This window comes from Bacteroides sp. Phil13, from assembly GCF_001940965.1.
Classification (GTDB): Bacteria; Bacteroidota; Bacteroidia; order Bacteroidales; family Bacteroidaceae; genus Bacteroides; species Bacteroides intestinalis.
In genome coordinates this window covers 23,081-46,615 of sequence record NZ_MSHA01000072.1, presented here as the reverse complement: position 1 = coordinate 46,615, position 23,535 = coordinate 23,081, and the positions used below count along the sequence as shown (strand labels likewise).

The following is a 23,535-nucleotide window of genomic DNA, read 5'->3' as shown; positions in this document are numbered from 1 at the left end:
TGTTTCTCTTTAGTGGAAGACACGTCCATTTTCTATTTCTTCTGTTTTATATACTCCGACGGTGCCATTCCATATTCTTCCTTGAAGCAATTCCGGAAATATCCCAAGTCATTGAAACCGCTTGCATAAGCCGCTTCCGAAACATTGAGTCCTTCTTCCATCAATAAGCGCAAGCTGTTTTTCAGTCTTATTTTCCGGATGAACTCATTTCCTGATATGCCTGTTAGCCCCTTTATCTTCCGGTAAAGGGTGGAGTGGCTCATGTTCATCTTGCCTATCATGAAAGGCATGTCCAATTGGGGTGTGTCGATATTTTCTTCCACTATTGCAGTAAACCTGTTCAGGAATTCTTCGTCCAACCGGCTTAGTTGCATTGTTTCCTGAACTTGTTCCGGTTTCAACTCTTTGGTACGGTTGGTTATCAGCAGGGCTAACTTCTTTCGTGATTCCAGCAAATTGTGAACACGGCTGTGCAGCAACTTGGCGCTGAATGGTTTCGTAAGATATGAGTCGGCACCGCTTTCATAACCCTCCTCCTTGTCTTGAATGGAGTCTTTGGCCGTCAATAGAATGACGGGGATATGGCTGGTGCGAACATCTTCTTTTATCAGTTTGCATAATTCAATACCATCCATTACAGGCATCATAATGTCGCTGATAATGATGTCAGGGATATATTTCAGTGCTTGTTCTACTCCTTCTTTTCCGTTAGTTGCAGTCATTATGTGGTAGTTGTTGCTGAAAGAAGTAGCGATGTATTCGCGAATATCATCATTATCTTCTACAACCAGTATTACCGGACAAGTATCATTGTCTTCCTCTTTTAAGCTTTCCGTTTTTTCTGGAATACTTTCCGTTCTGTCTTCTTTATGCAAGGCATCGGGATAAGTATTCTCAGTAAGAATCCGGAAAGTGAAAGTCGTTCCTTTACCCGTTTCACTTTCTACATGCAGACTGCCTTTGTGAAGGTCGGCCAGTGATTTGACTAATGCAAGGCCGATGCCTGTGCCTGACGCCTGATGTTTTCCTTTCGCCTGATAATAACGGTCGAAGATATGTGGCAGTGCGTCAGCATCTATTCCGTATCCGGTATCGCTGACCACTATTTCTGTATATTGTTTGCCTTCCTGATTTATCGGATGCATAATCAGGTTGATTTCTCCTTCCGGGGTGTATTTTATGGCATTTGATAACAAATTATCCAGTATGGTAGAGATGATATCAGTATCAAAATAAAGTTTAGTCTTTGAGGGCTGAACACGGATGTGGAATTTTACTTTATCATTCCGGTTCAATTCTTTGTAACGCAAACCTATTTCTGTAATCAGACTACTTAAATCTCCTTTGGTTACTGTTAGTTTTCGGTTTTGTGTTTCCGTTTTGCGGAATTCCAGTATTTGGTTGATAAGGTTCAATAACCGGATAGCACTGCTGTGAATCATCTTGATTTTATTACTATAAAAAGCAGGTACGTTAGAATCATTGACTAAATCTTCCAGTGGACCGAGTATCAACGTTAATGGTGTGCGCAGTTCGTGTGTAATATTGGTGTAGAAGCGCAGACGTTCGTTGTTAAGTTCCTGTTCGTTTTGGCTTTTCTTTTTTTCCAGTTCAAGGGAGTTTTCCAGCATGAGTTTACGTTTGTAAAAACGGAACCAGATATACACACATAATAATACCAGCAGAATATACAATACTTTCGCATACCATGTCAGCCATAAAGGCGGATGGATGTGTACTTGTAATGTGGCTATATGACTATCGTCCCACTCCTGATTTCTTAACCTTGCTTTTACTTTGAATGTATATTCTCCCGGGGAAATATTGCGGAAAGTAATCATGTTTTCTCCTAAAGTATTGGTCCATGTATTTTCCAGTCCGTCAATCATATATGCATATTCCACCTGTCCGCTTTGCGAATAGTCCGGTACGGTGAATGAGATGCGGAAAGAATTCCGGTTATAGGGCAGGTTGATGCTTCCCTCAGAGGTCGGAATGATAGTTCCTTCATTACGACTTTCTATCTGGTTGTTCAGACTTCTGCATTCGATAATCTGTACAGGAGCCACTTGGCGTTCTGCGATCAGATTTTCCGGATTGAAATAGCAGACACCGTTTAGCGAACCGAAATAGAGTGTGCCATCTTCTGCCCGGCAGGCCGAACCTTCAATAAAGTTTCCCATAGGTATGCCGTCACGATAGTCGTAACTGTCGAATTTCTTCTTTTGCTTATTCCAAAAGGATATTCCATCGTTGGTACTGAGCCAGATATTTCCGGATGCATCTTCCTGAATGGCACGTACGAAGGTGTCTTCAAGTCCTTGCTCATAACCGTATGCTTCAAACTCTTCCGGACGGGCTGTATCTTTAATGTATCCTATTCCGTTGCGTGTGGCAGCCCATACGCCCCCCTGAGAATCCATGTAAAGACTATTGATGGCATTAGAGCAGAAGCGAGTGCCTTTGTTCAGTTTGGCTACCAGCTTGTTTTTTTTGTCAAGGACAGCTATTCCTCCGCCATAAGTACCTATCCACAACTTACCTTGCCTGTCGCGGAGAATGCCATATACTGATCGGTCTGGCAATAACCGGTTGATTTCGTCTTCTTTGCGGAGAGTACCGTTGCTGTAGCTGTATATTCCATATTCGGCGCCTATCCATATTTTTTCATCATTTTCTTTGAAAAAGGTGATGATATCTACATCCGCCATATCCAATGGAATACGTTCGATACGTTCGTTACGGATATTGAATTTTAGAAGACCGTCGTCGTATACTCCAAGTAATAATGCGCCTTGTTGGGTGCTAATGATGGAAAACACTTGTCCGTATGGTCTTGAAAGTTGTTTGGTTATATCTATACTTTTCAGGAGTTTATTGTCTTTGAATAATGTTATTTCATTCTCACCGCCCAGCCAGATTTGATTGTTCTCATCCTTGCAGAGTCCCCATACAGGCTTGTGCTTGGTGATATTCCCTTTTTCGGTCATATAGGGCAATATGTGGAATTCCGGTTGGCTGTGGCTGATAAAATCTATACCGCTACTGTAATTGCCTATCCAGATATTTCCGAAAGAATCCTGTAACAAGGTGCGTATATTTCCTGATGTAACCCCGTGCTTGCTATTGTCGGCGGTGATATTATAGAACTGCACCTTTTCAGGACTCTTAAAAGTTATACTGTGTAAATCGAGTATACTGATTCCGCCGATATCACTGGCAATCCATAGCGTGCCGTCATTCATTTCTTTGATATCGTAAATATGGTCGGCAATCAGAGAATGAGGGTTATCGGATTCATGCCTGAATACGGTAAACTCTTCTGTTTTCGGGTTAAATAAACCCAATCCCCTGTTGGTACCTACCCAAATGTTTTGCAAATGATCTTTATAAATGGAATAAATACTGTTTCCGGGCAAACTTTGCGGATTATTGTTTGTATGACTGAGTTTACGTACTGTTTTGTTTTTCAGGTTTATAATACTCATTCCGCTTTGGGCGTGTCCGATGTAAAGATGCCCTTCTCCATCATCGAAACAACACCAGTTGGATTTATTCAGGTTCTCTATACCCATATCAGCGAGCGATGTGAATGTGTGGCTATGTTTATCGTAATGAACAATGTTCCCGTAATGTGGAGTCAGCCAGATTCCCCCATCGGAGGCATGAGACAAGTGCACGATATTATCCGCCCTTACCTCGTCTCTGGATGTGTAAGAGTAGAATTGATAAGTGGAACAGTCCAATGCGCTTATACCGTCGAATTTTCCACCTATCCATACCACATTTTCTGTTTCGTCATATAGTAGTACATTTAGTGCATCATTGATTAATTGTGAGTTGTTACTTTTATAGGTGGTGAAGTTGCATCCGTCAAACCGGTTCAGTCCAAGTTCTGTTGCCACCCAGATGCAACCTTGTTTATCTTGTGCAATGTCGCGGACATAATTGTTCGACAATCCGTCTTCTACGCCCAGATGTCGCAAGGTATAAGGTTGTGCCATGCCATCGATACAGAATAGCAGCCGGCACAGCAAGAATAGAAGAAGTTTGTAGCTTCGCATGATTGTTCCTATTTTAGGGTTGTCTTTGCAACAAATATACGATAAATCTGTATTTGATGTACTTGTTGCTTTGGTTTTGCCCAATTTGCCCTTGTGATTTGACGAATTTGCCTTGCCTTTGTATTGCTGTAATGAGCACTCTTGTCCTTTTTCTCATTTCGTTGGCTTGTTGTGCAGAAATAAATAAAAGTAGGCTGACACTCTTAGTTAGTTTGTTGATAATCAATGAATCACATTTACATTCTATTTACGCCATAATGTAAAAGCATTTACCGCCGTATGTAACGACCTTTACCCCTTATTGTAACGGTCTTTACCTCGGTATGTAACGACCTTTACCTCGGCATGTAAATGGAGTTACCGTGTGGGGTGAACCAAGTTATCATTTGGAGTAATGTAAGATAATCCATATCGGTTCAGTAAAGCTCCCCGGAGAGATTGGTCAAAGAGTGGGAGAAAACAGTCATGACGAATTTGTCCTTTCTTGAAAGTGAATTTGTCCCCTATGCTTTCTTTATTACTTCGATATCTTTGCATATCCCATAACGGGACCAGTTTTTGAGATTCTATTAACCTTATTATTATTATCTAATTTAAAAGGAAAACAATGAAATCAGATTCTTTTAGAAACAATCGGAAGGCGCTTGCGGCCTTATTGCTTTGCACTGGTTTCATTGCCGGACAACCCCTCACGGTGAGGGCTACGGGCAATGAACAAAGTGTGCAAACGGTTCAACAACAAATCAAAGTTTCCGGAACTGTAAGTGACGCGATGGGGCCGGTTATCGGTGCCAGTGTTGTAGAAAAAGGGAATACATCTAATGGCACTATTACTGATGTCAACGGTAACTTTTCTCTTTCAGTACCTTCCGGTGCAACGCTTCTCATTTCCTATATAGGATATAAAGCGCAGGAAGTACAGGCAGTGGCAGGCAGAGTTATTGATGTGACTTTGAAAGAAGATACTGAAATGCTTGATGAAGTTGTGGTGGTAGGTTTTGGTACTCAGAAGAAGGTGAACCTGACCGGTTCGGTGGGAATTGCTACAGCGAAAGAGTTGGAATCACGTCCGGTATCATCGGCAACACAGGCTTTGCAAGGCTTGGTTCCGGGTCTGAAAATTACGACAAATACAGGGCAGTTGGGGAAAAATATGGATATATCAGTGCGTGGCACGGGTACGATTGGTGATGGATCGAGTGGTGCACCCCTTATTCTGATTGATGGAATGGAAGGAGATATTAATACGGTGAATCCCCAGGATATTGAGAATATATCAGTCTTGAAAGATGCTGCCGCTTCTTCTATTTATGGTTCACGTGCTCCTTTTGGCGTGATTCTTGTAACTACAAAAAAAGGTAAGGAAGGTAAAATATCTGTCAATTATAACAATAGTTTCCGGGTTTCCAGCCCAATCAATATGCCTGAAGCGATGGATTCTTATTCGTTTGCAGTCATGATGAATTATGCAGGTGTCAACCAGGGAGTAGGGCAAGACTATACTAATGATGTGTTGCAAAAAATGCTTGATTTCCAAGCTGGAAAACTACAGTATGGACTTGATGAAAAGAATAGTTCAGCATGGGAAGACCGTTGGACGAAAGGATATGCCAATACTGATATTTGGAAGGAAACTTATAAAAGTTCCGTATTCTCGCACGAACATAATATGAGTGTGACGGGAGGTAGTGAGAAGATGTCCTATTATGCTTCTTTCAATTATTTGGATCAGGATGGTTTGATACGGTTTGGTGAAGAAGGACAGAAACGCTACAATGCCACCGGTAAAATTAATGCTACTCTTACGGACTGGTTGAAATTTAATTGGAGCACTCGTTTTACACGTACTGACGGTTGGAGACCAAGAGCATTTACAGATAGTTATTATGATGGTTTGGGAAGAGGGAACTGGCCCAATTTGCCTGTCTACGATCGTAACGGACATATCAATCAGGATGGTCCTCGCCAGTTGGCCGAAGGCGGTCAGAGAAATCAGCAAATTGACCGTCAATATTATCAGGGTGCTTTTATTCTGGAACCTGTCAAGAATTGGATTACTAATGTTGAGTTCAATTATCGTATCAAAAATGATCATGTGAAGGAAGCTACACTTACTTATTATAATTATGATCCGCAAGGCAATGAAATTAATAATGGTAGTCAAAGTACCAGTTTGTTTGAGTCACAACTTAAGGAGAATTATTTGAATCTGAATGTATATAGCTCCTATTCCCATAGTTTTGCAGATAAACATAATTTTAAGGTCATGGCTGGATTCCAGGCAGAGAAGATGAAACAACATTATTTCTCTGTTACTAAATATGGTTTAATAACGGAATCAGAGGACTTTTGGGAGTTTGATCTGACTAATGGTCTGGATGGTAAAGGCAGTCCAAAGGATACGGGAGTGACCGGTTATACTAATGAATGGGCAACCGCTGGTTTCTTTGGCCGATTGAACTATGATTATTTAGGACGCTATTTGTTTGAGGTGAATATGCGTTATGATGGAACTTCTCGTTTTCGTCGTGGTAGTCGTTGGCAATTGTCTCCTTCTTTCTCTGCGGGATGGAATATTGCCCAAGAGGAATTTTTTGCTCCTGTCAATCCTATTATTGATCAATTGAAACTGAGATTTTCGTATGGAGAATTAGGTAATCAGAATACAAACTCATGGTATCCTACTTATCGTGTGATGGATTTGGGAGCATTGAATGGTGACTGGATTCAGAATGGCGCGCGTCCTAATACTGCCGGAGTGGGAAGTTTGATCAGTACATCATTGACTTGGGAAAAGGTGCGCACATGGGATATAGGTTTGGATTATGGTTTGTTCAATAATCGTTTGTCCGGTTCATTTGATTATTTTATCCGTTATACCAAGAATATGGTAGGACAGGCTGAACAGCTTCCTAATACATTGGGAATAGAAGTTCCGAAAAAAAATAATTGTGATTTGAAAACCAAGGGATGGGAGATTTCACTTTCGTGGAAAGATCGACTGAATAACGGTCTGAATTATGGAATCAGCGTATCGTTGTCCGATCAAATAACCTATATAGACAACTATCCGGGTAATAAGACCGGGTCTCTTTCAAGTTATATATCGGGACATAAAATCAATGAAATATGGGGATATGAAACTATTGGTATAGCAAAATCTCAGGAAGAGATGGATGCTCATATAGCTTCTTTACCTAATGGCGGACAGAGTGCTGTTGGCTCTCAATGGGCTGCCGGAGATATGATGTATAAAGATTTGAATAATGATGGAAAAATCAGTTCCGGAGCGTCTACATTGGATGATCATGGTGATTTGAAATTGTTGGGCGACGCTAATCCGCATTATTTTTATGGTATTGACCTTACCGCCAGTTGGAAAGGATTTGATTTCCGTTGTTTTTTGCAAGGAGTTGTCAAACATGACTTTTGGCCAGGTAGTTCATCTTATTTCTGGGGAGTTCGTGGAGGATATAGTAAATGGTATACCATTGGTTTAAAGGAGCATGGTGATTACTTCCGTGATGAACCTCTCGGATTGGAAGGACATGAATTATCTGTTAATTTGGATTCTTATTATCCGAGACCTATTTTCTCTCAATCGTCTGATGGTACGAGTTTCGGGGCAAAGAATCAAAAGGTACAAAGCCGTTATATGCAAAATGCGGGTTATATGCGCTTGAAAAATTTGCAATTGGGCTATTCTTTACCTGCATCTCTATTACAAAAGGTAGGCGTATCCAATTGCCGTATTTTTGTTTCCGGTGAAAATTTATTGACTTTTACATCTTTGAATTCTTTGTTTGATCCTGAAACTTGTACAGGTGGTTGGGGTGGTAATGCTTATCCACTTTCTTCTACATGGTCTTTCGGTTTAAGTTTAACTTTTTAATCTACATGAAAAATGAAAACGACTAAATATATAGCATTAACAGCCCTCATGCTGGGCGGCATGTTTACAGCATGCGATGATTTCCTTGATATGGAGCCCAGGTCCGACCTTGCTCCCGAGACTTACTTTACGGATGCCTCACAATTGCAGGCTTATGCCGATAAATGGTATACAAGTGTTCTTCCTTCTTGTCCTGGTAACTCTTATGGCATTTATGCCAACGATCAGGGTACGGATAATCAGATTGCAGAAAGTGCTCCTTCTTATTTTTTTCCGGGTGAATGGAAAGTACCTAATAGTAGTGGAAATTGGAGCTTTAAAACGATTTATAATCTGAACTTCTTTTTTTCCTATGTATTGCCTAAGTTTGGCGAAGATTTATCGGGAAGCCAAAATACCATTGCCGGTGATTTACAGAATGTGAGACACTATATCGGAGAAATGTATTTTTTACGTGCACTCGAATACTTCAACCGTTATCAGCAATTTGGGGATTTTCCTATTATAACCGAGCCTTTGGCTGATGATATGTTGGTTTTGACTGAAGCGGCCAAGCGTTCTCCACGTAATGAAGTAGCAAGGTTCATTCTGTCAGACTTGGATAAGGCAGCTGTATTGCTGGCTGGAAAAGATATGCAGAAAACCCGTATTAATAGGGATGTAGTTTTATTACTTAAATCGCGTGTGGCTCTCTATGAAGGTACATGGTTGAAGTATTTTAAAGGTACGGCTTTTGTACCTAACGACGAAGGATGGCCGGGAAAGAGCAAAGAATACAATGCTAATTATCAATACCCCAGCGGAAGTATAGACAATGAAATTAATTGGTTCCTGGATGAGGCTATGGCTGCTTCAAAAGAAGTAGCGGAGAAATATAAAGATCGGTTAACTGAGAATACGGGTATATTGAAACAAGATGTGAATACTCCGGAGAATCCTTTCTTTGCAATGTTTGGTTCAGAGGATTTGTCTGGTGTAGACGAAGTTTTGATGTGGCGCCAATATGTATCGGGTTTAGGCAGTGGACAAGATGTAGCTTTGGCGGCAGATGAGGGAAACTGGGGAGTTGGTATGACGCGTGGATATGTACAAAACTTCTTGATGGCTGATGGACTTCCTGTTTATGCTCATGGTACTTATGCTGATGGTGACGGTTATTATAAAGGAGACAAAACGATTAATGATGTACGTCAGAATCGGGACAGTCGTCTGAGTCTTTTTCTGAAAGAACCGGGGCAAAAGAATGTTTTAGTGGAGAGTGTAACCGGGCTTACTAATATTTGGTTGAATGAACCCTATCCTGATATAACGACAGGTTCTTTGCAATATGCCTATACAACAGGATATGCATTACGTAAGGGAGGTGCTTGGGATAGTAAGTATCTGGTTCAGAATAAGGGTTATTTAGGACTTGTCATATATCGGTCGGTAGAGGCGTTGTTGAACTATATGGAAGCCAGTTATGAGAGAAAGGGAACCCTTGATGCTTTGGCGCGTGAATATTGGCAAAAACTTCGTAGCAGGGCTTTAGTTAGTACAGATATTGATGCTACTATAGTGGCAACTGATATGAATAAAGAGGCTGAAAACGACTGGGGAGCCTATTCTGCGGGACAGATATTGACTGACAAAACACTATATAACATTCGTCGGGAACGTCGTTGTGAACTTCTTTCCGAAGGTTTCCGTTGGATGGATTTATGTCGTTGGAGAGCTATGGATCAGATGCTTACTGAACCTTATATCCCCGAAGGTTTTCATTTATGGAATACACCTATGCAAAACTGGTATAATGATAATGCAGGAAATACTATGTTGATATATGGAAATGATAGCAAAGCCAATGTTTCTTCACCGGATGACAGTGAATATCTCCGTCCTTATAGAAAAAGAAGTAATCAGATTTGTCATGATGGTTTTGTCTGGAAAATGGCTCATTATTTGGAACCTATCCGAATAGATCAATTCCTCATAACATCGACTGATGGACGTTCGGTTGAAACTTCTCCTATTTATCAAAATCCATATTGGCCTGTTACAGCCGATATGCCTGCTGAGAAATAAATATTAGAATAAAAACAGGTTATCCGCATACTTTGCTCAAATATGCGGATAATCTTTAACTATAAAAGGATGATTGTGAAGCCAAAATATAGATGGATTTTAGTTTGTGTCTTGCTGTTAAATGTCTCTTTATTACTGGATGCTAAAAATCGTATTTCTGAAAGTAAGAAGAACGTGAATGTGGTATCATGGGTTGATACGAGTTTGGAAGGAGCACAGAAATACGTATTGCGGGTAGGTGGAACTCCTTATTATATGATTAATATCCAGATACGGCTTGATTTGTTGCGTTATTCCGAGAAATGGAGTGATGCCGCTTGTGAAGCCTTGGTTGCACAGGCTGCGGCCGATGGATTTAATACAGTTTCCATTCCCGTACATTGGTATGAAGTAGAACCGGAAAAAGATAACTTTGATTGGAAGATTTTGGATGAATACCTGACATTGGTGAATAAATATGGGCTGAAGATGGAAATACTGTGGTTTGGTGCCAATAGTGGAGGTCATGTGCAATGGCTGAGTCGTTCGAAAGAGATGCCGAACCATCTGCGTACTCCTGACTATGTACTTTACTCTCCTGCGCCAGATTCAAAAGAAACGACAAGTGATTACCGCATCCGTCGTGATATGTCGGATTATAGCATGGATATGACAGATGAACGTTTATGTGCAAGAGAAACATATGTGTTAGGAGTGGTGATGAAGCATATAAGTGAATGGGATAAAGCTAATGGGAACAAACATCCGATTATCGGCGTGCAGATAAACAATGAAGCAATTGGACAGAAGGGACTATTCGCAAACTCCGAAGTCATTTCTTATTTAAGTAAAGTGGCAAGTGCTGTGAAGCAATCTGACTATGTTGTGTGGACACGGGCCAATTGCGTGTATTGGAATGTCATGGCTCGTGTGTATGGGAATGAGGAACGTCGTATTTCGAAAGAAGGTACAAACCTTGATTTTATGGGTATCGATACTTATCGGCATCATTTCTCATCAGACACCTCGTTTGTGGCGAGTATGAGGTGCAATATGCCTTATGTGGGTAAGAATTTTCGTATGATAATGGAGACTAATACGAATGTGCCTTATGCTGCGCAGATGCATTTGGCAGCTTTGTCTGGAAATGCTGCTTTTGACTTTTATAGTATTGAAAGTTTGTATGGAAGGGATGGAGAGCTAGTAAAGCCCTTAGTTGCCTATCTTGAGGATATCCGTTTGGTTAATAAGATATTGAGCAGTGACAGGGTTGATCTTGCTATAAATGCCCACGGTTATGGTCTGTTTGTACACAATTGGGAAGGAGGAAATTCTACTCCAAGTGTCAGTAATGCAGGAATTGTGTTTGAGCCTAATTATCCGACATCTCAAGGCATAAGTATTTTGAGGAGTAATACCGAACTTGTGTTAATGAGTTCCAAAGGAGGGCGTTTTACACTTCCAGACGGTATTGATATACTTTCTGCCAGCAAAGGTTATTTTGATGATAATAATTGTTGGGTAAATGAGGGGGAAGTTCTTTTGTCTTCATCAGTACTCTTCGATGCATCTCCTTCCACTAGCAGGTCTTTGTCTGTGGAAGCTGGTACAACGGTACTGCTTATTTGTAAAGACTTAGGACTTACTATTCCTTATGTCATTTATCAAGCAGAGAATGCTATCCTTTGTGCTGGGGCGAAATCAGATGCTGCAATTGAAGGCGTTGGCTTTGCCGGGAATGGATATGCACAACTACCTTCTTCTGAAGGTGCGTGTATCATTTGGAAGAGAGTTGATGGAAAAATTGGTGGTAAGAAAACTTTAAAAATAAGATATTCTAATGGGAGTGGAAAAACGGTCAAATGCCTGCTTTTTGTGAATGGAAAGATGCAGATGATTCAATTGGAAGATACCGGTTCTTGGACTAATTATCGTACAGTAGAAACTATGGTAACTCTTAATGCTGCTATGGACAATCTGATAAAATTAGAATCCACAGGAAATTATAAACGGGTGAATCGTGTGGTCTATCCATTATCTGCAGGAAATATTGATGAGTTACAACTATTTTGAACGGATAATGATATGAATAATCCTAAAAATAAGAAAGGAAGAAAATCAAAATGAAAATCGGATATATTTTGTTATTAAGTATCTGTTTGCCACTAATGGTGACAACTGGGTATGCGCAGGTACGATTAGAGGTGGATGCAAGTAAGAAAATCGCTACTGTAAGTAAATTGTTCAATGGAACCAATATTGAAGACTTGAACAACCAAACCAATGGAGGTGTTTTTAGCCAGCTGTTACATGGTGAGGCCTTTGAAGAGAATATCGATATTGATTTTCTGAACGTGAAACGTGCTGATTACTCAAAACTCTATGTAGTGCTTGATGAAAGACGTATTCCGCATCTTATTACTCAAAGTGATATTTATCATCGGGTTAATTGGAATAACTTGTCAGAGAAATATGATTTTTATTCCAAAGATATTTATGATGCTACTCCGTTCGAGAAGCCCAAAATCATTTCAGGACTGAAATTCACTGGACGTTTCTTACCTTTTGATTCACTTCCGGCTAATATTCAACAGATAATGTTGGAACGGATTAACGGTAATGAACAGATAACTAAATATTGGAGTAAAATAGTAAGCGGACAACCCGAATACAGTTATAAACTGATACGTGATGGTAAGGCTTATATAGGTAGGCAAACACAGCAGATAAATTTTATCAGTGGTACAGGCGAAGTGGGTATCAGCAATTTTGGTCTTTATCGTATGGGGATTTGTTATGAGAAAGGAAAGCCTTATGACGGTGTACTGCGTATAATGGCTGAAAAACCTACCAATGTTTATATTTCCCTAAGAGATGAAAATGGACAGATACTGGATGAGAAATCTTATATATTGGAAGGTAATGGTAATTATGAAAAAGTACAGTTCAATCTGACTCCTTCTGCTTATACGGCTAATGGCAATTTTTGCATAACTTTAAAGCAACCGGGTACACTTAATTTGGGCTTTGCTTTTTTGCAGCCGGGCGATTGGGGGCGTTCGAACGGATATCCTTTACGCAAATCTTTCATAGATGCATTGAAAAAGCAGGGTATCACTGCTTTCCGTTATAATGGTTCCATGGTGGACGTAGGAGCCGATAAATTCCTTTATCGTTGGAAAAAAATGCTTGGACCTGTTGATGAACGTCGAGTATTGTTTCGCTCAGGTTTTAACGTTTATGCTACTCACAGTTTTGGTATCATCGAAATGCTTCAAGCCGCTGAGTGCATTAATGCTGTAGCAATTATCGGTATGAGTATGGATGAAACAGCTGAGGATATCCGGGATTTTGTAGAATATGTTAATGGAGAGGTTACTTCAGAGTGGGGAGCACGTCGTGCAGCAGATGGCCATCCGATACCATATAATTTAAAGTATATTCAAGTGGATAATGAACGGCGTATTTCCCGCGGATATGTGGAATGTGTAAAGAAGTTTGCTAAAGCAGCTTGGTCGGTGGATCCTGATATGTCTATTATGGTTTCATTGAATATTAGTAGAAACAGATATATACGTGGAAATCAGAATTATGCGTTAGCTTCGGAATTGGTGGGATGGTTTATAGCTCAAGGTAAAGGCGATAAGTTTGCATGGGATTCACATTATAGTGGCAGTCGTAGCTTTGCTGGTGATAAAGAGTGGCTTGAGAGTGAGATGGGAATAGACTTGCAGCGTGAGTTGGCTAAAGATTATCCCGGTTTTAAATTGAATTTATGCCCTATGGAAGAAAATGGGTCTCGTTGTGATTGGGATCGTGGTTTGGCTCATGCCCATAATTGGATTGTGTTGCAACGTTATGGTGATTGTTTCAAGATGATGGGGACAGCTAATACGTTTCAACCACACGGATTGCATTATATGTGGGATCAGGGACGAATTCACTATACATCAGATAAAGTATGGTTTCAGCCGTCGGCTTATATAGATGAATTAATGATGAAGTCGTGGAAACCGAATGTGGTGAAGACAGTTAGCAGTGATGAGCAGAAGATTGATCTTACAGCAAAGATAGATGATAAAGGTAATGAACTGACACTTTATATTGTAAACATGACTGATCAACCCCAAGAGAGCGTGATAAATGTGAAGGGCTTTGGAAAGGTGAGAAGCAAGGCAAAAGTCATATCTATGGGAAATTGTGAACTCACAGAATACAATACTATAGATAAACAAGATAATGTGGTTCCTCAATTTTCAGAATTAAGTATGGATGATATTGTAACTTATACATTTCCTAAATATTCTTATACAATGATTACCCTGCGGAAAAAATGAGGAAGAACTGTAGGATTATTAAAAATAAAATAGGTGAAAACGTTATGAAAAATACTTTATTAATGAGATGGTTACTGGTATTCTGTATTTCTACATTTTCATTGCTGCCTTTGTGGGGACAATATCGAGAAATAAAGGTAGATGCTCCTTTCCGTATGGAGGTAATTAAAGAATTTATTTATCCTTCAAGGAGTTTTTCTATAGAGGAGTATGGTGCTATAAAGGGAGGACAGGTGGATAATACGGATGCCATTGCCCAAGCGATAAATGCTTGCAGTAAAGCAGGAGGTGGTAGAGTGTTAGTGCCTGAAGGGGAATGGCTTACAGGACCAATACATTTGAAAAGTAACGTAAATCTTTATCTGGCAGAGAATGCAGTGTTACGCTTTACTGATAATCCGTCTGATTATTTACCATCTGTAATGACTTCATGGGAAGGTATGGAGTGTTATAATTATTCTCCATTAATTTATGCTTTTGAATGTGAGAATATTGCTATAACAGGCAAAGGAATGCTGAAGCCTAAAATGGATACTTGGAAAGTCTGGTTTGCCCGTCCCGAGGCTCACATGAATGCATTGAAAGAACTTTATACAATGGCATCTACAGATGTTCCTGTAGAAAAACGGGAGATGGCTGTAGACGAGAACCATTTGCGTCCGCATCTGATACAATTCAACCGTTGTAGGAATATCTTACTTGATGGATTCAAAATCAGGGAAAGCCCATTCTGGACTGTGCATATGTATATGTGTGATGGCGGCATTGTCCGTAATCTGGATGTAAAAGCTCATGGACACAATAACGATGGGATTGACCTTGAGATGACCCGTAACTTTTTGGTGGAAGATTGTACTTTCGATCAGGGAGATGATGCGGTGGTAATCAAGGCGGGACGTAATCGCGATGCATGGCGTCTGAATACACCAACGGAGAATATTGTAATCCGTAATTGCGACATTGTAGAGGGGCATACTTTATTGGGCATTGGCAGTGAAATTTCAGGGGGTATCCGTAATGTGTATATGCATGATTGTAAGGTGCCGCAATCCGTCAGAAGGCTATTTTTTGTCAAGACCAATCATCGGCGTGGAGCATTTGTGGAGAACATTCACATGGAGAATATCAAAGCTGGGCATGTACAACGGGTACTTGAAATAGATACAGATGTGCTTTATCAATGGAAAGATATTGTTCCTACGTATGAGGAACGCATTACGCGTATTGATGGCATTTATATGAAAAATGTGACATGTACTTCGGCTGATGCCATTTACGAACTGAAAGGAGATGCCAGATTTCCTGCCAGGAATATAGTGATTGAAGATGTATATGTGGGTGAGGTAAAAGATTTTGTTAAGAAGGTAAATTACACTGAAAATGTGGTAGAAAAGAATGTTTCCTATTCCGTATTGAACCGTACAGGTGATAAATAAATTTGTTTTCTAATAGATAATAGATATGATTAAATTGCTTTTATTAGTAGCTTTTTTTTGTGTAGGGTGTGCAGGAATCTCAAATGAGGGCTCCGGAAAGATTGTTTATAATGGAATCCCTTGGTTTGACAATCAAGGAAATATAGTAAATGCACACGGTGCCTGCATAGTAGAGGATAACGGTAGATATTATCTTTTCGGTGAATATAAATCGGATAAAAGCAATGCTTTTCCGGGTTTTAGTTGCTATTCCTCAGATGATTTGGTGAACTGGAAATTTGAAAGGATAGTGCTGCCGGTACAACTTGACGGTATATTGGGCCCAAATCGTGTAGGTGAGCGGGTAAAGGTGATGAAATGTCCCTCTACAGGAGAATACGTCATGTATATGCATGCGGATGATATGGGATATAAGGATCCTTATATAGGTTATGCTACATGTAGCACAATAAATGGAGAATATAAATTACAAGGCCCTTTACTTCACGATGGAAAACCTGTTAAACGTTGGGATATGGGAACCTTTCAGGATACGGATGGTAAAGGTTACTTGCTTATCCATCACGGGCCTATTTATCGGCTGAGCGATGATTACCGTTCCATAGAGGCAGAAGTAGCTCATGTGAAAGGCTCAGGAGAATCGCCTGCCATGTTTAAGAAAAACGGTATATATTATATGCTCTACTCCAATTTGACCAGTTGGGAGAAAAATGATAATTTCTATTTTACGGCACCGAAAATTGAAGGTCCTTGGACAAAACAAGGGTTGTTTTGTCCGGAAGGAAAGTTAACTTATAATTCACAAAGTACATTTGTCTTTCCGTTGAAACGGGGCAATGACACAATTCCGATGTTTATGGGTGATCGCTGGTCATATCCTCATCAGGCCTCGGCCGCTACTTATGTGTGGATGCCTTTGCAAGTAAATGGAACGCATATTTCCATTCCAGAGTATTGGCAATGCTGGGATATTGACCAACTGAAACCAGTAGATGTATTGCGTGAAGGAAAGTTGGTTCCTGTTTCAAAGATGGAATTTACGCCGGATTGGAAGCAAGATAACGAGGGGGTATCTTCGAATGTTCGGGGCAGTGTTCTGAGTATTCCTTTTAAAGGGACTCATGCTGCGGTGATTGGGGAATCGAATCCTCATAGCGGATACGCAAGAGTGAGTTTGCTGGATGCCAAGAAGGATACGGTGTATGTTTCTTTAGTAGATTTTTATAGCAAATATCCGGAAAAAGCGATTCGCATTATGACTCCAGAGATGCCGGAAGATAGTTATACTTTATTGATAGAAGTGACAGGTATAATGCCAATATGGACGGATAAGACGAAAACTATTTATGGAAGTGATAATAGTTTTGTGACTATTGATAGTATTTATTATTTTTGAGGAGTTAAAAAACAAAGATCGAAGTTATTAAAAACCAGAGCTATGTCATGAAGAACAAACTGATAAAAAGAATCGGGATTTTTGTTTGTCTGTTGATTGCAGTCAATTGTTTATCTGCCGGGAATTTTCCTGTGGAGATACGTATTAATCCCTCTACCGGTGCCATTAGTGAACTGACCTTGAAGGGGGATAATCGTAGTATGAACTGGGTAGTGAAAACTGATGGGACTCAATATCCTTGGGTTAAGGATAACTATGGTTGGGGATTGGGATACTTTACGATGGCTAAAGGAAGAGAAACTGTAAAGCGGGAATGGAGAATGCCTGTGGAAATCAGTCCTGACGGAATGAAGGTTTTATATCGTGAAAGTGATATACGTATTCTGGTAAAAAGAGAAATAAAACAGGGTGATTTGGTAGAAGAATATTCTTTTACCAATGAAGGGAAAGACCCCGTGTCTTTATATGATGTGGCTATTTATACTCCTTTCAATGATAATTATCCGGATGCACAACAATGCATGAATTCCCGTGCTCATACGCATATTTGGAAAGGTGGAAGTGCTGCCTATGTCAATGCTATCCGTATGGGAGCTTTTACTCCCCATCTGGGACTGGTGGTGACGAACGGAGCTATCAGAAACTATGAAATCTGGGAACGTGGACGTAAAAAGGCAAACTCACAGACAAGAGGGGTCATTGCATTGGATCTACCGGATTTATTGTTGAAGCCGGGAGAAAGTTATTCACTGGAATGGCATATCTTTGCTCACAACGGGAATGATGATTTCCGCCATAAGCTTCTGGAAAAAGGGAGTGTACTTGTATCTTGCAATAAATATGTGTTTGAGAAAGGAGAGAAAGCCCGTGTGGAATGCCGGAGTATGGAACCTTTAGAAGCGTGTACTGCTAAAATGAATGGAGTACCTGTCCCCATAAAGCAGGAAGGGAGTCTTTGTTTTGTAGAAGTACCGATGGAACAGGCTGGAGAGGTACGTTTTGATTTCTATTACAATGGAAATAAGCAAACTCATGCAGACTGTCTGGTCATCAGCAATACGGCTGATTTAATCCGAAAGCGTGTTGATTTTATTCGTATCCGTCAACAGATGAACAATTCGTCTGACTTGCGTGATGGTGCTTATATGGTTTATGATAATGAAGGTGATAGCATTTATCTGAATGATACGCCAAACTGTAATCCGGTGGATCGCGATGAAGGAGCGGAACGTTTGGGCATGGGGGTATTACTGGCAAAACAGTATTTGCTGACTAAAGACCCGGAGTTAAAGCAATCTCTTTTGAGGTATGCTAATTTTGTACGCCGGAAACTACAAACGGATAGCTACATAACCTATTCGAGTGTAGACCAGAAGAATCGCAACCGTGGGTATAATTATATGTGGGTGGCAGAACTCTATTTTCAGATGTATAAAGTAACTGGCGATAAACAATTTGTGACTGATGGCTATAAGACTCTGAAATCTATGTTCCAGCAGTTTGGTTATGGCTTTTATGCAATAGGCATTCCTGTTCGGTTGGGGCTACAAAGCTTGAAAGAAGCCGGAATGAAGAAAGAATATACGGATTTGCGGAACGATTTTATAAAGACAGGTGATGTGTTTGTAAAAAATGGTTTGAATTACCCTGCGCATGAGGTAAATTATGAGCAAAGCATTGTGGCTCCTGCCATTCAATTCCTTGCACAACTCTATCTGGAGACAGGCAGTCAGAAATATCTGGATGAAGTGAAACGGCAAATGCCTGTACTGGAAGCATTCAATGGTTTCCAACCCAGCTACCATCTGAATGAAGTTGCGATTCGTCATTGGGATGGTCATTGGTTTGGTAAACGTGAACTGTTTGGCGATACTTTTCCTCATTATTGGAGTACGATAACCGGTGCGGTGTATTATTACTATGCGTTATGTACCGGTGATAGCTCTTATCAGAAGCGTGCGGAAAATGTAGTGAGGAATAATCTCTGTCTTTTCTTCGAAGATGGAAGGGCTTCTTGTGCCTATATGTACCCCTATAAGATTGACGGTGTGAAGGCGGAATTTTACGATTCTTATGCGAATGATCAAGATTGGGCGTTAGTCTATTATCTGTTGGTCAATAAGGGATTATAGAAAAATTGTACTTCTTTATGTACGATAATACATCTAATTGTACGTAGCTCCATACGCCGTATCTATGAACTTACTTATTTTTACTGAAAATTTCTTAGTATGAAAAATCTGAAAATAAAACTACTGTTTGCGCTCTGTGCGATATTACTCTTTTCAGCCTTTATAACGGAAAAGAAAGACGTTATTACCATCTTTATGATTGGTGACTCCACCATGGCCAACAAAAGTCTGAGGAATGGTAATATTGAGCGTGGTTGGGGGCAAATGCTTCCTAACTTCTTGACTGATGATGTTGTGGTTGATAACCATGCTCGGAATGGAAGGAGTTCGCTTAGTTTTATCAATGAAGGACGTTGGGATACGGTTGTTTCAAGGCTGAAGAAAGGTGATTATGTATTTATCCAGTTTGGTCATAATGACGAGAAACCATCGGAGAAGCTGCACACTGACCCGGGAAGTACTTTTGATAATAATCTGCGCCGTTTTGTAACGGAGACACGTGAGAAAGGAGCTTATCCGGTGTTGTTTAATTCAATTGTGCGCAGGAATTTCCCACCGGAAGGGGCAACGGAAAATAAAGGTAGTTATGAGAAAGAAGGAAATGTACTGGTAGATACACATGGCGAATATTTGATTTCTCCCCGCAAGGTAGCTGAAGAAATGGGGGTACCTTTTGTCGATTTGAACGGATTAACCTACGATCTGGTAGTCAGGATGGGAGTGGAAAAATCAAAGGAACTCTTTATGTGGGTGCCCGCGGGTAAGTATGACTTCTGTCCGAAAGGAAAGGTAGATAATACCCACCTGAATATATATGGTGGAAAAGTGGTGGCAGGGATTGCTATTGAGGCTGTAGCCAAAGTAGTGCCGGAACTGGTGCCATATATTCGCTACCGTGATCCGGAAGTATATGTAGCCGACTATAAGGACAATAAGGAATGTGCTGTCAGTTATACTTTTGATGATGGTCTACAGGAGCACTATACGCTTGTTTTCCCCGAAATGGAGAAGGTTGGATTCAAAGGTACTTTCTGGGTATGCGGGAACATTATAGAGAATGAGGCTGCCCGGCAAGGTAAGTCACGTATGACTTGGCCGCAGATGAAAGAAATGTCTGACAAAGGACATGAAATCTCCAATCATAGCTGGTCGCACGCGAATTTGAAGCATCTTAACTCAGATGGAGTGAAAATGGAAATAGAGAAGAATGATAGCATTATTAGAGCAATGATAGGTAAGAAACCTCTAACATTCTGTTATCCGTTCAATGCCTTTGATGAAGTGATATTGCGGAAAGCTTCGGAAGGTAGAGTGGCTACCCGTACAAGGCAATATGGGGTGGGTGGTGATAAATCGAAATCTACAGTTGAATCACTGGATAAATGGGTGAAGGAGCTTATGATTGCCGGTGATTGGGGAGTGGCTATGATACATGGTATCTCTACCGGTTATGATGCTTTCACTTCCCCGAATATATTATGGGAACATTTTCGTAGAGTAAAGAATCAGGAAGACAATATTTGGGTAGGTACTTTCCGTGAAGTAGCGGCTTATGTGAAAGAACGGAAGAATGTACTACTGGATATTGTGAAAAAGAAATCGCAGTGGGTGGTTACACCTTGTTTGTCGCTGGACAAAGAATTATTCGACGAACCTTTGACAATGGTGTTGGATAAGAAAGGAAGGGAAAAAGTGAAGGTGTCTCAAAATGGAAAGAGTCTGTTGCTAAAAGAGCGGGATGATAAGCTGGTCTTTGATTTCAGTCCGTATGGGGGAGCTATAAAAATAAGCTTTCTAACCGAATGATAGAATGTATCTTTGAAAAATAACTTGGAATATATGAAAAAAGGGGTTATCAGTTTAATTTTGCTTTTTATTGCGCAGCTTGGCTGGGCACAGTTTAATTTACGTTCCGGGCAATCGGTTACATTGGCCTGTGATAAAACAGAAGCACAAGTGGTGCAAACTGCTTTGAAATTGTTTATGCGTGACTATCAATCAGTATTTTCAGCTCCTGCCGTTATGAATGTCCGGAAAGGGGATATCATAGTGGGAACTGTAGGAAAAACTTCATTGGTAGAGGCAACTGGTGTGTATCTTTCTTGTCTGAAAGATAAAAAGCAAGCCTTTCTACTGACTGTTTTACCGGATGGAAAACTACTGGTAGCCGGAAGCGATGCACATGGTACAGCTTATGGTATTATGGAGCTTTCCCGCCTGATAGGAGTATCGCCGTGGGAATGGTGGGCGGATGTGGTGCCGGAAAAAAAGACATCTTTTACTTTACCCGCAGATTACCAAACGACACATTCTCCTTCCGTAGAATACCGTGGCATCTTCATCAATGATGAAGACTGGGGATTGATGCCTTGGAGCAGTAAGAATTACGAGCCTGCCGATCAGCAACAAATCGGTCCTAAGACGAACCGTCGCATCTTTGAGTTATTGCTCCGCCTGCGGGCTAACACTTATTGGCCTGCCATGCACGAGTGTACCTTGCCCTTTTTCCTGACAAAAGGTAATCGGGAAGTGGCAGCCGAATTCGGTATCTTTATCGGCTCTTCCCATTGTGAACCAATGGTGTGCAATGCTGCCGGCGAATGGAGAAGAAGGGGAGAGGGCGATTATGACTATGTGAATAACAGTGCCTCCGTTTACAAGTTCTGGAAAGACCGCGTGAAAGAAGTGGCAGGACAAGAAAATATCTATACTTTGGGTATGCGTGGCGTGCACGACGGACAAATGCAAGGAGCTAAAACAGTTGAAGAACAGAAAGCTGTGTTGGAACGCGTGCTTAAAGACCAGCGTGGTTTGCTGGAGAAGTATGTGAATAAAGATGTCACCGCCATTCCGCAGGCTTTCATACCTTACAAGGAAGTACTCGACATTTATAATGCCGGATTGAAGGTGCCCGATGATGTAACGCTGATCTGGTGTGATGATAACTATGGCTATATTCGTCACTTCCCTACGCCGGAAGAACAAGCCCGCAAAGGTGGAAACGGCATCTATTATCACGTATCCTATTGGGGACGTCCGCACGATTATCTCTGGCTGGGTACTTTTAGCCCGTATCTGCTCTATCAGCAGATGAAACTGGCTTATGACCGCGGCATCCAGAAAATGTGGGTACTGAATGTGGGTGATATCAAACCTTCCGAATATCAGATTGAGCTATTCCTCGATATGGCGTGGAATATAGAACAGGTGGCTGAAGAAGGTGTTACAACCCATTTGAAGAACTGGTTGGGCAGAGAGTTTGGTACGGAATACGCAAAGACTCTGCTTCCGGTTATGCAAGAACATTACCGCTTGGCCTATATCCGCAAGCCCGAGTTCATGGGAAATACGCGTGAAGAAGAACGTGACCCTATTTATAAGAAAGTAAAAGACCTGCCTTGGAGTGAACAGACCATTCGTGGACGCTTGAAAGATTATGCCGCTTTGTCTTCCGTAGTCGAAGAAGTTGAGGCCAAGCTTCCTGCCCACCGGAAGGATGCCTATATGCAATTGGTAAAATATCCCGTACAAGCCGCCGACCAAATGAACCGGAAGTTCCTGAATGCGCAACTTGCCCGTCACGGAAAGGTCGATTGGGAACAAAGTTATGCAGCTTTCGATAGCATTGCTTCACTGACGCGTCGGTATAACGCTTTGCAAAACGGAAAGTGGATTCACATGATGGATTTTCAACCCCGCAAACTCCCTGTCTTTAAACGTGTGGCACATGAAACTGCCGTTACGCCTATGGTAAATGAGAAAACTCCTGCCTATAAATGGAATGCTATGGATTGTACAGCCGGAAATCCTTTACAGTGCGAAGGGTTGGGATATGAGGGCAAAGCGGCAGGTATTGGCAAAAACACTTCTCTTACTTTTGCTTTTGATGACTGGAAGACCGATTCTGTGGAAGTTGAAATACGCTTGTTACCCAATCATCCTATGGATGAAAAACAACTGCGTTTCACACTGTCAGTTGATAAATCGGCTCCGCAAACCGTTTCTTATGAAATCAAAGGGCGTAGCGAAGAATGGAAAGAAAATGTGTTGCGCAATCAAGCGATACGAAAAGTGAAATTGCCTGTCGGCAAACGAAAATCGCATAAACTGGTGATTAAGGCATTGGACGAGGGTGTTGTTTTGGATCAGATCATGCTTTATAGATAATTCCAATTGTTACAAAATAGTTTAAGTAGAATCTCCCTTAAGAAGGAATGGACTTAGGGGAGATTCTC

General features: G+C 40.9%; 10 protein-coding genes. 9 read left to right on the top strand and 1 reads right to left on the bottom strand.

Going from position 1 to position 23,535, the window contains the following annotated elements; genetic code table 11:
• Window positions 1-32: 32 nt before the first annotated feature.
• Window positions 33-4,064, bottom strand: coding sequence for a hybrid sensor histidine kinase/response regulator transcription factor (locus tag BWI44_RS13315; protein WP_195208390.1), 4,032 nt, complete (start codon window positions 4,062-4,064; stop codon window positions 33-35).
• Window positions 4,065-4,671: 607 nt separating this feature from the next.
• Between BWI44_RS13315 and BWI44_RS13310 the strand changes: the two genes are divergently transcribed.
• The 9 genes from BWI44_RS13310 to BWI44_RS13270 all read left to right on the top strand — a co-directional run bounded on the left by BWI44_RS13310 (window position 4,672) and on the right by BWI44_RS13270 (window position 23,467).
• Entirely contained in the window at window positions 4,672-7,956 is a 3,285-nt protein-coding gene (locus BWI44_RS13310) for a SusC/RagA family TonB-linked outer membrane protein (RefSeq protein ID WP_195208389.1), read from the top strand.
• A gap of 12 nt (window positions 7,957-7,968) precedes the next feature.
• Window positions 7,969-10,020, top strand: a complete 2,052-nt coding sequence (locus tag BWI44_RS13305; protein WP_195208388.1) for a RagB/SusD family nutrient uptake outer membrane protein — start codon at window positions 7,969-7,971, stop codon at window positions 10,018-10,020.
• A 75-nt stretch (window positions 10,021-10,095) separates the two neighbouring features.
• The gene (locus tag BWI44_RS13300; RefSeq protein WP_286814536.1) at window positions 10,096-12,072 is read left to right on the top strand and encodes a carbohydrate-binding protein; all 1,977 of its coding nucleotides are present in this window, start codon (window positions 10,096-10,098) and stop codon (window positions 12,070-12,072) included.
• Window positions 12,073-12,122: 50 nt separating this feature from the next.
• The gene (locus tag BWI44_RS13295; RefSeq protein ID WP_195208386.1) at window positions 12,123-14,336 is read left to right on the top strand and encodes an alpha-L-arabinofuranosidase family protein; all 2,214 of its coding nucleotides are present in this window, start codon (window positions 12,123-12,125) and stop codon (window positions 14,334-14,336) included.
• Between the two features lie 62 nt (window positions 14,337-14,398).
• Window positions 14,399-15,772, top strand: coding sequence for an alpha-d-galacturonidase (locus BWI44_RS13290; RefSeq protein WP_394368893.1), 1,374 nt, complete (start codon window positions 14,399-14,401; stop codon window positions 15,770-15,772).
• A 25-nt stretch (window positions 15,773-15,797) separates the two neighbouring features.
• Window positions 15,798-17,168, top strand: coding sequence for a family 43 glycosylhydrolase (locus tag BWI44_RS13285; RefSeq protein ID WP_286814534.1), 1,371 nt, complete (start codon window positions 15,798-15,800; stop codon window positions 17,166-17,168).
• Window positions 17,169-17,215: 47 nt separating this feature from the next.
• Window positions 17,216-19,300, top strand: coding sequence for a six-hairpin glycosidase (locus tag BWI44_RS13280; protein WP_195208384.1), 2,085 nt, complete (start codon window positions 17,216-17,218; stop codon window positions 19,298-19,300).
• A gap of 99 nt (window positions 19,301-19,399) precedes the next feature.
• Window positions 19,400-21,106 (top strand): polysaccharide deacetylase family protein, encoded by a 1,707-nt coding sequence (locus BWI44_RS13275; protein WP_195208383.1) that lies wholly within the window; start codon window positions 19,400-19,402, stop codon window positions 21,104-21,106.
• Window positions 21,107-21,139: 33 nt separating this feature from the next.
• Window positions 21,140-23,467, top strand: a complete 2,328-nt coding sequence (locus tag BWI44_RS13270; protein WP_195208382.1) for a glycosyl hydrolase 115 family protein — start codon at window positions 21,140-21,142, stop codon at window positions 23,465-23,467.
• Window positions 23,468-23,535 lie beyond the last annotated feature (68 nt).

Coding starts and splice junctions, on each gene's coding strand:
- BWI44_RS13315 (WP_195208390.1), bottom strand. CDS start 4,064: ATGCGAAGCTACAAACTTCTTCTATTCTTGCTGTGCCGGCTGCTATTC.
- BWI44_RS13310 (WP_195208389.1), top strand. CDS start 4,672: ATGAAATCAGATTCTTTTAGAAACAATCGGAAGGCGCTTGCGGCCTTA.
- BWI44_RS13305 (WP_195208388.1), top strand. CDS start 7,969: ATGAAAACGACTAAATATATAGCATTAACAGCCCTCATGCTGGGCGGC.
- BWI44_RS13295 (WP_195208386.1), top strand. CDS start 12,123: ATGAAAATCGGATATATTTTGTTATTAAGTATCTGTTTGCCACTAATG.
- BWI44_RS13290 (WP_394368893.1), top strand. CDS start 14,399: ATGAGATGGTTACTGGTATTCTGTATTTCTACATTTTCATTGCTGCCT.
- BWI44_RS13285 (WP_286814534.1), top strand. CDS start 15,798: ATGATTAAATTGCTTTTATTAGTAGCTTTTTTTTGTGTAGGGTGTGCA.
- BWI44_RS13280 (WP_195208384.1), top strand. CDS start 17,216: ATGAAGAACAAACTGATAAAAAGAATCGGGATTTTTGTTTGTCTGTTG.
- BWI44_RS13275 (WP_195208383.1), top strand. CDS start 19,400: ATGAAAAATCTGAAAATAAAACTACTGTTTGCGCTCTGTGCGATATTA.
- BWI44_RS13270 (WP_195208382.1), top strand. CDS start 21,140: ATGAAAAAAGGGGTTATCAGTTTAATTTTGCTTTTTATTGCGCAGCTT.